General features: G+C 66.8%; 10 protein-coding genes. 2 read left to right on the top strand and 8 right to left on the bottom strand.

The features are described 5' to 3' along the window. The coding region (locus tag FJ311_07315; GenBank protein ID MBM3951246.1) for a DNA-3-methyladenine glycosylase I at positions 1-327 on the bottom strand (327 nt) is incomplete at its 3' end. Between the two features lie 102 nt (positions 328-429). Between FJ311_07315 and FJ311_07310 the strand changes: the two genes are divergently transcribed. Both FJ311_07310 and FJ311_07305 read left to right on the top strand, forming a co-directional pair. Beyond that, positions 430-945 carry a macro domain-containing protein gene (locus tag FJ311_07310; protein ID MBM3951245.1) on the top strand — a complete coding sequence of 172 codons (516 nt, stop codon included), beginning with the start codon at positions 430-432 and terminating at the stop codon, positions 943-945. Positions 946-949: 4 nt separating this feature from the next. Beyond that, positions 950-2,011 carry a chitin deacetylase gene (locus FJ311_07305; protein ID MBM3951244.1) on the top strand — a complete coding sequence of 354 codons (1,062 nt, stop codon included), beginning with the start codon at positions 950-952 and terminating at the stop codon, positions 2,009-2,011. Here FJ311_07305 and FJ311_07300 read toward each other — a convergent pair. The 7 genes from FJ311_07300 to mutS all read right to left on the bottom strand — a co-directional run bounded on the left by FJ311_07300 (position 2,008) and on the right by mutS (position 12,809). Continuing rightward, complete coding sequence (locus FJ311_07300; protein MBM3951243.1) at positions 2,008-3,153, bottom strand: hypothetical protein; 1,146 nt, start codon at positions 3,151-3,153, stop codon at positions 2,008-2,010. The genes FJ311_07305 and FJ311_07300 overlap by 4 nt on opposite strands. Before the next feature lie 444 nt (positions 3,154-3,597). Next, positions 3,598-3,918 (bottom strand): quaternary ammonium compound efflux SMR transporter SugE, encoded by a 321-nt coding sequence (gene sugE / locus FJ311_07295; GenBank protein MBM3951242.1) that lies wholly within the window; start codon positions 3,916-3,918, stop codon positions 3,598-3,600. An 86-nt stretch (positions 3,919-4,004) separates the two neighbouring features. Continuing rightward, on the bottom strand, positions 4,005-4,550 hold the full coding sequence (locus FJ311_07290) for a NifU family protein (GenBank protein MBM3951241.1): 546 nt from the start codon (positions 4,548-4,550) through the stop codon (positions 4,005-4,007). 117 nt (positions 4,551-4,667) lie between these two features. Then, the gene (gene trpS / locus FJ311_07285) at positions 4,668-5,672 is read right to left on the bottom strand and encodes a tryptophan--tRNA ligase (GenBank protein ID MBM3951240.1); all 1,005 of its coding nucleotides are present in this window, start codon (positions 5,670-5,672) and stop codon (positions 4,668-4,670) included. Positions 5,673-5,725: 53 nt separating this feature from the next. Then, positions 5,726-7,273 carry a murein biosynthesis integral membrane protein MurJ gene (gene murJ / locus FJ311_07280; protein MBM3951239.1) on the bottom strand — a complete coding sequence of 516 codons (1,548 nt, stop codon included), beginning with the start codon at positions 7,271-7,273 and terminating at the stop codon, positions 5,726-5,728. Further along, the gene (locus FJ311_07275) at positions 7,270-10,131 is read right to left on the bottom strand and encodes a [protein-PII] uridylyltransferase (protein ID MBM3951238.1); all 2,862 of its coding nucleotides are present in this window, start codon (positions 10,129-10,131) and stop codon (positions 7,270-7,272) included. The genes murJ and FJ311_07275 overlap by 4 nt, the downstream gene beginning before the upstream one ends. Next, positions 10,128-12,809 (bottom strand): DNA mismatch repair protein MutS, encoded by a 2,682-nt coding sequence (gene mutS / locus FJ311_07270; protein MBM3951237.1) that lies wholly within the window; start codon positions 12,807-12,809, stop codon positions 10,128-10,130. The genes FJ311_07275 and mutS overlap by 4 nt, the downstream gene beginning before the upstream one ends. Positions 12,810-12,947: the final 138 nt, after the last annotated feature.

Here is a 12,947-nt window from a genome sequence, read left to right as displayed (position 1 = left end):
GAATTCGTCCCGCACATCCAGGAACGCGCGCGCGTTGGCGATGGCGCCTTCGATCTTCAATCGGTTGCGCACGATGCCTGCGTCCCGCATCAGGCGCGCTATTTTGCTTTTGCCGTAGCGGGCGATCTTTTCCGGATCGAAGCCGTCGAACGCGCGCCGGTAATTCTCGCGCTTGCGCAAGACCGTGATCCAGCTCAGGCCCGCCTGTGCGCCCTCGAGGATCAGGAACTCGAACAGACGGTCATCGTCGCGCGCCGGCACGCCCCATTCGGTGTCGTGATAGGCGACGTAGAGGGGGTCGTCCCCGGCCCAGGCGCAGCGTTTCACGAGCGATCCTCCCAAAAGGTTGCCGGGGCAAGGATATGTCCCCGTTGGGCCGAAAATCCAGGCGGCACTACCCGGAATGCGCGAGAATGCTATATTTATCCCATGTCTATCGATCGCATGGGAGTCGTCGAAGGCGACATCACCACCCTCGATGTGGACGCGATCGTCAACGCGGCCAACGAGCAACTCGCGCCCGGCGGCGGCGTTTGCGGCGCCATTCACCGCGCGGCCGGCCCGCTTCTCGCCGAAGTGTGCGCGGAAGTCGGCCCTTGCCCGACCGGCGGCGCGCGCATCACCAAGGGCTACAACCTAAAGGCGCCCTACGTCATCCACGCGGTCGGGCCGATCTGGAAAGGCGGCAATGAGAACGAGGACGCGCTGCTGTCCTCGTGCTACAGCGAATCTCTCAGGCTCGCCGCCGGGCATCAGCTCGCCACCGTGGCCTTCCCCGCCATCTCGACCGGCATCTACGGTTTTCCCGCCGAACGCGCGGCGGGCATCGCCGTGCGCGCGGTCGCGCAATCGCTCGCGCGCCATTCCGGGTTGATCGGCGTCGTTTTCTGCTGTTACGGCAAGGACAGCGCCGACCTGCATCGCCGGGCCCTGGCGGAACTCTGAAGCCGTGCCGCGCATTCTCGCCGTTCCGATTCTCTCGGGTCTGATCGCGATCCAAGCCGTGCTGGCGCCGGCGATTTTTTCGGCGTTCGAAGCGCGCGCCGCCGATTCGGCGGTGATCGTCATGTACCACCGCTTCGGCGAGGACAAATACCCCTCGACCAATACCACGCTGGCCCAGCTCGAGGACCACATCGGCGAATTGACGAGCGGGCGCTACGCCGTGCTGCCGGTGCGGAAAATCGTCGAGGATCTCCAGGCCGGCCGGCCGTTGCCCGAACGCGCGGTCGGCATCAGCATCGACGACGGTTTCGTATCGGTATTCGCCGAGGCCTGGCCGCGCTTCAAGAAGGCGGGGCTGCCGTTCACGCTCTTCACCGCGACCGACTACCACCATCAGCCGATCCGCGGCTACATGACCTGGGACCAGATCCGCGAGCTGGCCAAGGACCCGCTGGTGGACATCGGCCACCATTCCGCCTCGCATCTCCATATGGCGGATGCCGACGCGGCGACCGCGCGCGCCGAAATCGAGCGGGCGGCGAAGGTGTGGGAAGAACGGCTCGGCCGCAAGCCTGCGTTGTTCGCCTATCCCTTCGGCGAGGCCAGCCGGGAGACGATCGAGGCGGTCAAGAACGCCGGTTTCGTCGCGGCATTCGGCCAGCATTCGGGCGCGCTCGGGCGGGACATCGCCAATAATCCGGTCGAAAAATTCTACCTTCCCCGTTTCGCCTTCAACGAACAGTGGGGCGAAGCCAAGCGTTTCCGCCAAGTGGTCAACACGATCGCATTGCCGATCGCCGAACTCACGCCGCTCGATCCCCTGGTCGGGCGCCCCAATCCGCCCGCGTTCGGGTTCACGTTGACGCGGAAGGTCGAAGGAATCGAGCGAATCGTCTGCCACGCCTCGCACGAGGGCGTGGGAAAGATCGAACGGCTCGGCGAAACGCGGATCGAGGCGCGCTTCGCCAATCCCTTCCCTAAGGGACGGACGCGGATCAACTGCACGCTCCCCGCCGGCGAGGGGCGCTGGTACTGGTTCGGGCGGCAGTTCTACGTGAAGAGCTAGAAGAAGGAGAGATAGCCGAGGCCGGCCATCGGCCGGTCGTCGCTCAAGCGCACTTCGCGCGCATCGAGCTGGGCGCCGTCGAGCTCGCGCAATTCGTTGACCACGATCAGCCCGCGGATGCGGTGGACATACGCCGCGCCCCGCTGCGAATAGCGTCCGAGGTGCTGCGCGAGCTCGAAACCGCTCGCGGCGCGCCCTTCGGCGCGCGCCGCCGCGCGCGCGTCGCGGAACTCGCGATAGGCCCTGTGCGAATTCAGATTACGCGCGTAGGCGCGGGTCGAATCGAGCAGGCTCGCGAAGCTGGCCACCCGGTGGGTGCGGCCTTCGTCGCGCATCAGCGGCAGCTGGTGACCCTCGTCGACCATGACCCATTGACCGAACAGCGCGTTGCCCTCGCGCACGAATCGCGACGAACCCCACCCGCTTTCCTCCGCGGCTTGCGCGAGCGCGAGCGAGGGCGGAATGACGTCGATCCGCTTGACCAGCTGCTCGATGTCGCCGGGCGTGGTTTCGTAACGCTCGGCCATAGCCTGGAGCCACGCGCGCTCGGCCTGGGTGACGTGATGGTGGGCGCGAAGCCGGGCGCGGATGTCGAGGAGCTTCTTGCGCTCGGCGAGAATCTCCTCGTTGACCCGAAGGACAAGCGGCAACACGGCGCGGAAGAAGATCGCCTTGCGCTCGGCGTTTTCGGGGACCTCGGCCAGGTCGTGCGGCAGCGACGCCAGGATCAGGCGCGGCACGCCGGTCGCGCCGTCGCCGATCAGGGGAAACGCGTAGCCGAGCTGGTCGAACGCCTCGACCAGGCTCGCGTACCCGAAGGGCGCGGGCGCGGACCCGGGCGGCGGCAGGGGCTCCTCGGTCACGCGCGCGACCGCCGCCGGTACCGGCGCGCTGACGGGAAGAACGATCTTGACGGTGGGGGACGGCTTGACGGTGGAGGACGGGGCGGACAGGCGCGGCGGGATCGACCAGGCGGCGGCGACCAGGATCGCGACCAGGGACCCGAGGTAGAGGAGGGAAAGCCCCTGCGAGATTCGGCTCAGGGACGTTTTTTTCCAGAGCGCGCGGACAGAGCCGGTCGTTACCGTTGCCGGCCTGGGTTGGCGTTTGGAGAATTTTCGTGCGCCAGCCTTCGGATACATTCCGATCCACCCTGACAAAGTCTCGGCCTTAAAAACTTGTAGTTCACACTACTCGTAGTAGGTCGAAGCCATCCCAGGGTCTAAATACGGCGTTTTGGCCGGCTCGCATGACGCCGTTAACGGATCAATTAGTTGACGGGGAAATAAGCCAAGTCGCGGCCGGGATCAACACTTTTTTGCAACGCAGCAAAATCGGACAGGAAAAATAAACGCAAGATCAAATTGTTAATAGGATAAAATAAACCGTTTTCTAAAATAAATATTAAAATATCATCATATAGCATTAACAATTTGATATATAACATTTTTTGGCATGATCATATCTGACGTGACACATTAATTGTGTCCAAAATTTTACTGAATTTATTGAAGATTATCGAAATTATTGGGCTTAAACCAAGGTCCGAATTCGGCGCCATACGGGAAATACCCCAACTGGGGGCGTCATCCGGGCGTCACGACCTTGAGGCCCGCAATACCGATAACGATCAGGCCGATGCAAAGAAGTCGCAATGGGTCGGTCGATTCGCCGAACAGGACAATGCCGAGGACGGCGGTACCCACCGTGCCGATGCCGGTCCAAACCGCGTACGAGGTGCCGAGCGGCAGGCTTTTGAGGGCGACCGCGAGCAGCCAAAGGCTCGCGACCATCGCCGCGATCGTCAGCGCCGAGGGCGCGAGGCGGGTGAACCCCTCCGTATACTTGAGGCCCACCGCCCAGCCGATCTCGAACAGGCCCGCGAAAAACAACGCGATCCAAGCCATGGAAAATCTCCTCGGTTGATCAATATGGACAAACAAAAAGGGCCCTCCCCGGCCGGGGAAGGGCCCTTTTCAAGGCGGGGTGCGCGCTACTCCGCGGCGCGGACTTCCGAAACCTCGGGGATGTAGTGGCGGAGCATGTTCTCGATCCCGTGCTTCAAGGTCGCGGTCGAGCTCGGGCAGCCCGAGCACGAGCCCTGCATGTGCAGATAGACGACGCCGTTCTCGAAGCGCCGGAAGATGATGTCGCCGCCGTCCTGGGCGACCGCCGGGCGCACCCGGGTGTCGAGCAGTTCCTTGATCTGGGCGACGACCGGATCGTCGGCCGCGGCGGCGGCGGCGGCGGCGCCCTCGACCGCGGGCTTGCCCGAGGCGAAGTGGTCCATCAGGGCGCCGAGGATCTGGGGCTTGATCGCGTCCCAATCCATGCGCCCTTCCTTGGTCACGGTAACGAAATCCGCGCCCAGGAACACGCCGGCGACGCCCTCGAGATCGAACAGGCGGCTCGCCAGCGGCGAGCGCCCGGCTTCGGCCGCGTTGACGAAGTTGGCCGTTCCGCCGCCCGGCATGACCGCGCATCCGGGCAGGAACTTGAGCGTCGCGGGGTTGGGCGTGACTTCGGTCTGGATGAACATGCGGACTCCTCCGGTTGCGAGCGGATCGTCCCAACTACATGGACCTTTTTCCGGACTGGTTCAAGCGCCGCCCGCCGGAAAATCCCAAAAAACCACTGTATGGTCAGGGGTTTAAGCTCATCCGGGATGGAGAAAACCGACGATGCGCTTGGTCTCGGCCAGAACCGGCTCGGCGAGCGCGCGGGCCCGTTCCACGCCCTTGGCCAGTATCCGGTCCACGTGACCGGGATCGGCCATCAGCCGGCGCATTTCGTCCTGAATCGGGCCGAGCTTGGCGACCGCGAGATCGGCGAGGTGCTGCTTGAAGGTGGAAAACTGCTCGCCGCCGAACCGGTTCAAGACCTCTTCCGGCGTCTGGTCGGAAAGCGCGGCATAGATGCCGATCAGGTTGGCGGCTTCAGGCCGGTCCTTGAGGCCGGCGGCGTTTTCCGGCAGCGGATGGGGATCGGTGCGCGCCTTGCGGACCTTCTGGGCGATCGCGTCGGCGTCGTCGGTCATGTTGATGCGCGAATAATCGGAGGCGTCCGATTTGCTCATCTTCTTGCTGCCGTCGCGCAAGGACATCACCCGGGTCGCCGCGCCGAAAATCATCGGTTCGACCACGGGAAAGAACGACACCCCGAAATCGTTGTTGAATTTCTGGGCGATGTCGCGGGCGAGTTCCAGGTGCTGCTTCTGGTCCTCGCCCACCGGCACGTGGGTCGCCTTGTAGGCGAGGATGTCGGCGGCCATCAGCACCGGATAGGCGAACAGGCCGACCGCGGCGTTTTCCTTGTCCTTGCCCGCCTTTTCCTTGAACTGGGTCATGCGGTTGAGCCAGCCCATGCGCGCGACGCACGAAAAGATCCAGGCGAGTTCGGCGTGCGCCGGCACCTGGCTCTGGTTGAAGACGATGTTGCGCTCGGCATCGATCCCGGCGGCGATCATCGCCGCCGCCACCTCGCGCGTGCTGGCGGTGAGCTGGGCCGGTTCCTGCCACACGGTGACCGCGTGCAGATCGACGACGCAGAACAGGCAATCGTCGAAATCCTTCTGCAACCGCACCCAGTTGCGGATCGCGCCGAGGTAATTGCCGAGATGCAGATTGCCGGTGGGCTGCACGCCCGAAAAGATGCGCCGCATGGTGCGAGCCCCTAAGGAAAGCGCCGTGTTATGGCCTTCGCCGGGTCAGGTGGTCAAGCCTTGGAACGACGGAGGGCCGCGCGCAGTTCGGAAGGCTTGGCGGCGCCGAGGCCCCAGGCGGCGAGCGCGTAAACGATCCCGCCCGCCGCCACCAGCGCCGCGAGCGCCAGGGCGCGCGAAGCCTCGCCGCCCGCGAGCGGTCGCGCAAGCAGGGGCAGAAGCAGGATCAGCGTCACGGCCATCGCCACCGCCGCGCCCGCCTGGCGAGCAACGCGCGCCTTGAGGCGGGCATCGAACGCCAGGTCGCCGCGCCGCATCAGGGCGCGGGCAAGCAGCAGGACGTTGAGCCACGCGCTCAACGATGTCGCGATTGCGATGCCGACGTGCAGGAACGGCCCCATCAGCAGGATGTTGAGGATCAGGTTCGCGGCCATGCAGACGACCGAGATCTTGACCGGGGTCGCCGTGTCCTCGCGGGCGTAGAAGGCGGGCGTCAGCGCCTTGGCCAGCACGTAGGCCGGCAATCCGGTGGCGTAGACCGCGAGCGCCGCCGCGGTGGCGCGGATTTCCGTCGCGCCGAAGGCGCCGCGCCCGAACAGGGTCGCGACCACCGGCTCGGCGATGAGCGCCAGCGCGAATGCGGCGGGCAGAGTAAGGAGAAGCGCGAATTCGATCGCCCGGTTCTGGCTCGCGTGCGCCCCCGCCCCGTCGCCGGAACGCAACTGGCGCGACAGCACCGGCAGCAGCACGGTGCCGACCGCGACCCCGATCACGCCCAAGGGCAACTGGTTGATGCGGTCAGCGTAGAAGAGATAACTGATCGAGCCCGCCGGCAAAAACGAGGCGACGATCATGTCGATGGCGAGGTTGATCTGGTAAACCCCGGCGCCGAGGGCTACGGGAAGCGCGCGCTTGAGCAGCAGCTTTACTTTGGGTCCGAACGCGGGCCGCGCCAGGCGCAGCCGTTCGCCCGCGCGCACGAGCGCGCCGAACAGGAACAGGCACTGCGCGATGCCGGCCGCGAACACGCCCCAGGCGAGGGCGTGGCCCGGCGTCGGGAAATAAGGCGCGAGCCCCAAAACCGCGCCGATCAGGCAGAGGTTCAACAGCATCGGCGTCGCCGCGGCGGCGGCGAAGCGGTGATGGGCGTTGAGGACTCCGCCCGCGAGCGACACCAGCGAAATGAACAATAGGTACGGAAACGTGATGCGCGCGAACGAAACGGCGAGAGCATAGGTTTCGGGCCGGTCGAGAAACCCGGGTGCGAACGCGCGCATCAGCCACGGCATGGCGATCTCGGCCGCCGCCACGAACGCGACCAGCGACCAGGCGAGCACGGCGAGGGCGGCTTCGGCGAACGCCCGCGCCCGCTCGCGGCCGTCCTTCAACTCGGCGGTATAGAGCGGCACGAACGCGGCGTTGAAGGCGCCTTCCGCGAACAGCCGGCGGAACAGGTTCGGCAGCTTGAAGGCGACGAAAAAGGCGTCCGCCACCGGCCCCGCGCCGACGATCGCGGCGATGGCCGCGTCGCGGACGAAGCCGAGGATCCGGCTTCCCATGGTGAACGCGCCGACCGTCGAGATGGAACGAAGCAGGCTCATGCGGCGTCGGCGCCGGGCGCGGCGGCGTTGGCGGAAGATTCGCCCGCATCCGGGGGCGCGATTGCGGCGAGCAGCTTTTCGCGGATCGCCTTGATCTTGGCTTCGTTCTCGACTTTCAGGCCGAACACGTCGCGCACATAGAACACGTCGACCACCCGCTCGCCGTAGGTGGAAATGTGCGCGCTCGAAATCTGCAATCCGGCCTGGGTCAGGGCGCGGGTGATGTCGCGCAGGAACCCAGGCCGGTCGCGGCCGTTGATTTCGATCACGGTGTAGGTGGCGCTCGCCTTGTTGTCGATCAGGGCGCGCGGCGGCACTGTGAAGGCGCCGAGGCGCGCGGTCCGGCCGCGCGCGCTCGCCGATTCCATTTCGCGCGCCGAACTGGTGCGGCCCGAGAGCGTGTCGGCGATACGGCGTTCGAGCCGCTTCAGGCGGTCGGGATCGGCGAAGGCGCCGCCGGTCACGTCCTGGATTGCGAACACGTCGAGCGCCATGCCGTTGGCGAGCGTGGTCACGCGCGCGTCGACCACGTTGGCCCCGGCGAGCGCGAAGGCGCCGGCGAGCCCCGCGAACAGGCCGGGATGGTCGTGGGTGTAGACGAGAACCTCGGTCGCCGCCCGTTCGGCGTCGGCGCGGGTCTCGATCACCAGATCGCGGCTGTCGCGCTGGGCTTCGCGGATCAGGCGGGCGTGGCGGACCAAGTCGTCGGCGCCGAACGCAAGCCAATAGGCAGGCGTTCCGCGGGCGAGGTGCTCCTCGATCTCGGCCGTGGTCCAGGCAGGGCGTTCGGCGGCGAGCGCGGCCTTGAGGCCGGCCATCGCCTGTTCGGCGCGCGCGCTCCGGCGGAGCGCCGGCTCGCCGCCGGTCATCGCTTCGAGCGCCAGGAAATAAAGCTCGCGCAGCAGTTTCGCCTTCCACGCGTTCCACACCTGCGGCCCGACCGCGCGGATGTCGGCGACGGTGAGGATCATCAGGAGGCGCAGGCGTTCCGGCGACTGCACCTTGGCGACGAAATCGGCGATGGTCTTGGGGTCGTCGAGGTCGCGCTTGAAGGCGGTCCGGCTCATGAGAAGGTGGTGGAGAACCAGCCACGACACCGTCTCGGTCTCCCATTCGCTGAGGCCCAGGCGCGGCCCGAGCGTCTTGGCGATTTCGGCGCCGATCTCGGAATGATCGCCGCTGCGGCCCTTGGCGATGTCGTGCAGCAGCACCGCGACATAAAGCACCCGGCGCGACTGCAGTTCGTGGATGATCCCCGACGACACCGGATGATCCTTGGCGAAGGCGCCCTGCTCGATCTTGTTGAGCAGGCCGATGGCGCGGATGGTGTGCTCGTCGACGGTATAGACGTGGTACATGTCGTACTGCATCTGCGCCACCACCCGCCCGAAATCGGGGACGAAACGGCCAAAAACGCCGGTTTCATTGAGCCAGGTCAGCGCCGCCTCGGCGCCGGCGGGGTCGGTCAGGATGTCGAGGAAGATGCGGTTGGCTTCGGCGTCCTCGCGCAGGCGCGCGTCGACCCGGCGGACGTTGCGCGCGACCAGGCGCATGGCGCGCGGATGCACGTCGAGGCCGAGCCGCTGCGCCTCGCGGAAGAGCCGCAACAGGTTGACCGGGTCGCGCGCGACGGCGCCATCGTCGGCGAACGCGAGTCGGTTGCCGTCGATGCGGAAATCGGTCCCGTGCGGCTTGGCGAACAAGGGCGCGTCGGCGCGGAGGCGAAACAGGGATTTCTTCTGTTCCTCCTCGAGCACGGCGCAGACAATGCGGGTCAGATCGCCCACGTCCTTGGCGACCAGGAAGTAGTGTTTCATAAATCTCTCGACCCCGCGCCCGCCGGCACGGTCGCGATAATTCATCCGCCGCGCGATTTCCTTCTGGGCGTCGAACGAGAGCCGCTCCTCGGCGCGGCCGGCGAGGTAGTGGAGATGGCAACGGACGGTCCACAGGAACTCGTCGGCGCGGGCGAAGACGCGCGCGTCCTCGGCCGTGAGCACGCCCTCGGCGATGAGAGCGTCCATGTCGCCCCGATAGGGGCGCATCATATGACGCGCGCGAGGATTCGCTCGCGCGCCTGAACCGTAGAGGTACTTCGCGATCCAGAACAGGGTCTGCAGGTCGCGCAAGCCGCCCTTGCCCTCCTTGAGGTTGGGTTCCAGCACGTAGCGGGAATCGCCCATGCGGGCGAGGCGCTGATCGCGTTCAGCGAGCTTGGCCTCGACGAAATCGCGCCCCGATCCGGCGACCACCTCGCGCGCAAAACGGGCGCGGAAATCGTCGAAGGTCTCGCGCTCGCCCCAGACCCAGCGCGCCTCGAGAAGGCTGGTGCGGATGGTGAGATCGCCCTTGGCGAGCTTGATCGCCTCGTCGGCGGTGCGGGTCGCGTGCCCGACCTTGAGACCGAGGTCCCAGAGGATATAGAGCATGAACTCGACGATCCGCTGGCCGCGCGCGGAAATCTTCTTCGCCGGCAGAAACATCAGGTCGATGTCGGAAAACGGCGCCAGCCGGCCGCGGCCGTAGCCGCCGGTGGCGACGATCGCCAGAAGTTCGTGCGGTTTTTTGGGTGCGGGATACACGCGTCCCTCGGCCAAGTCATAGAGCACCCGCACCAGCTGATCGACCAGATAGGCGTGCTGGCGCGCCGCTTCGATGCCGGAAAGCCTTTCCTTTTCGAAGCGGCGGCGGATTTCGTCCCAGCCCTTGCGGTAGGCATCCTTGGCGATGGCCAGCACCGCCGCGCGCGCGGCCAATTCGTCGGCTTTCGCGGGGGCTTTCGCGGGCAACGCGTCACCCGCGCGCGCGAGCAGCGCTTTGCGGTCGAAAATCTCGCGCGGCTTGGGGATGGCGCTCACGACCCGCTCTCCCCGAGCGCCGCTTTGAGACGATAAATCAGCTCCAGCGCCTCCTTGGGCGACAACGCGTCCGGGTTGACATCGCGCAGGATGCGCTCGGCTTCACTGTCGACGGCTGCCGGCCCCGGCCGCTCGGCGGCAAAGAGCGACAAATCGCCGGCCAGCGCCCGCGCCCCGTCGGCCCGATCGGATTTCTCAAGCCGGTGCAAGATCTCCTCGGCGCGTGCGACCACGGCGGGCGGCAACCCGGCGAGCTTGGCGACGTGGATGCCGTAGGAGCGGTCGGCCGATCCCGGTCCGACCTCGTGCAGGAACACCACCTCGCCTTTCCATTCCTTGACCTTGAGTGCGTGGCAGGAAAGCTGCGGCAATCGTTCGGCGAGCGCGGTCAGTTCGTGGTAGTGGGTCGCGAACAGGGCGCGGCAGCGGTTGACATCGTGCAGATGCTCGACCGTCGCCCAGGCGATGGAAAGGCCGTCGAAGGTCGCGGTGCCGCGCCCGATTTCGTCGAGGATCACCAGCGCCCGTTCGCCCGCCTGGTTGAGGATGGCGGCGGTTTCGACCATTTCGACCATGAAGGTCGAACGCCCGCGCGCGAGATCGTCGGCGGCGCCGACGCGCGAAAAGAGCCGATCGACCACGCCGATGCGCGCGGCGCGCGCCGGCACGAACGAACCCATCTGCGCGAGGATCGCGATCAGCGCGTTCTGGCGCAAAAATGTGCTCTTGCCCGCCATGTTGGGCCCGGTCAGCAGCCACAGCCGCGATCCGTCGCCAAGCGCGCAATCGTTGGCGACGAAGGATTCGCGGCCCTCGCGCTTGAGGGCCGCTTCGACCACCGGGTGACGGCCGCCTTCGATCGCAAGATCGGCGCTGCGGTCGACGATTGGTCGGCACCAGTCCTCGGCCTGCGCGAGCAGGCCGAGCGCGGCGGCGACGTCGATCGCGGCGATGGCGGCGGCGGCGCGGCCGATGTCCTCGGCCCGGCCGAGCGCGTCGGCGCAGAGATCGGCGAAAATCTTCAGTTCCAGGGCAAGCGCCTTTTCCGCCGCCGTGGCGATGCGGCCCTCGAGCTCGCCCAGCTCGACGGTCGAGAAACGCACTGCGTTGGCCATGGTCTGGCGGTGAATAAAAAGCCTGTCCGCGCGCGCCGTCAGGCGGTCGGCCTGCTTGGCCGGCACTTCGATGAAGTAGCCGAGCACGTTGTTGTGGCGCACCTTCAGTGTCGCGACGCCGGACTGTTCCGCGTAGCGCGCTTGCAAGGCGGCGGCGAGGCGTCGGCTTTCGTCGCGGAGCGTTTTCAGCTCGTCCAATTCCGGGCTGTAGCCGGGGGAGATGAAGCCTCCATCACGCAATAACGCCGGCAATTCCGGCGCCAGCGCACGGGAAAGCCGGTCGACCAGCGCGCCCCACCAGCCGAGGCCCCGGACGTCGTCGGCGATCAGCGCGGGCTTCGGTGCGCGAGCGTGCTCGATTAGGTCGCGCATCTCGCCCGCGCGCGCGAGACCGTCGCGAAGCGCGGCCAAGTCGCGCGGACCCGCGCGACCGAGGGCGATCCGCGCCAGCGCGCGCTCGATATCCGGCGTGCGGGCGAGGGCCGCGCGCGCCTTCTCCCGCGTATCGTCGTCGTCGCGAAAGAACGCGACCGCATCGAGCCGCGCCTCGATGGCGGCGACGTCGGCAAGAGGCGCCGCCAGGCGCGCGGCCAGCAACCGCGCGCCGAGGCCGGTGACGGTGCGGTCGATCGCGCCGAGCAGGCTTCCCGCGCGCTCGCCCGCGAGCGATTGCTCGAGCTCCAGGTTGCGCCGGGTCGCCGTGTCCATCTCCATGGTCGTACCCGAACCCTGGCGCATCGGCGGGGCGAGACGGGGGAGCTTCCCTTTTTGCGTCAGCTGGACGTAATCGATCAGCGCGCCGGCGGCGGCGATTTCGGCGCGGCCGAACGCGCCGAAGCCGTCGAGCGCGGCGACGCCATAGAGCGACTCCAAACGTTTCTTGCCGTTGACGCTGTCGAAACGGACGGCCGGCAAGATGGTCAGCCGTTCTTTCCAATCGCGCAAAATCTCGAACAGCGCGGGCCTCTGGACCAGACGATCGGACAGCACGATCTCCTGCGGGCCGACGCGCGCGAGCACGGCCGCGAGCGCCGCCTCGCGTCCTTTGTCGGCCGCGATCGCTTCGGCGAAGAAGGCGCCGGTCGACACGTCGAGCCAGGCGAGCGCCAAGCCGCCTTCGGCCTCGGCCAGCGTGGCGATGAAATTGTTGCGCCGGGAGTCGAGCAGCGCGTCCTCGGTCAGCGTGCCCGGCGTCACCACGCGGGTTACGTCGCGGCGCAGCGTCGCCTTGGCGCCGCGCTTTTTCGCTTCCGCCGGATCTTCGAGCTGCTGGCAGATCGCGACCTTGAATCCCTTGCGGATCAGGCGGGCGAGATAGGATTCGTAGGAATGCACCGGCACCCCGCACATGGGGATATCCTGGCCGAGGTGCTTGCCGCGTTTGGTGAGCGCGATGTCGAGCGCGCCCGCTGCCGCCGCGGCGTCGTCGAAAAACAGCTCGAAAAAATCGCCCATCTGGAAGAAGAGCAGCGCATCCGGATATTCGCGCTTCAGGGCCAGGTACTGGGCCATCACCGGGGTGGTGGCGGAATCGTCCGGTTCGCCGACAAGCGGGCCGACCATCGAATCTCCGGCGGCGGTCGCGGCCTCGGATTCCTCCCAGAGATGGCCCTGTTCCATCGGCCGCGCGCGCACGTTTTCCGCCATGGCGATCCTCTCGAGAAGCGGACCTTACCACGGCTGGCCCCTCGCGATCACCTC

It is taken from the genome of Rhodospirillales bacterium, assembly GCA_016872535.1.
GTDB lineage: Bacteria > Pseudomonadota > Alphaproteobacteria > Rhodospirillales > 2-12-FULL-67-15 > 2-12-FULL-67-15.
This window is presented reverse-complemented; position numbering and strand designations above follow the sequence as displayed.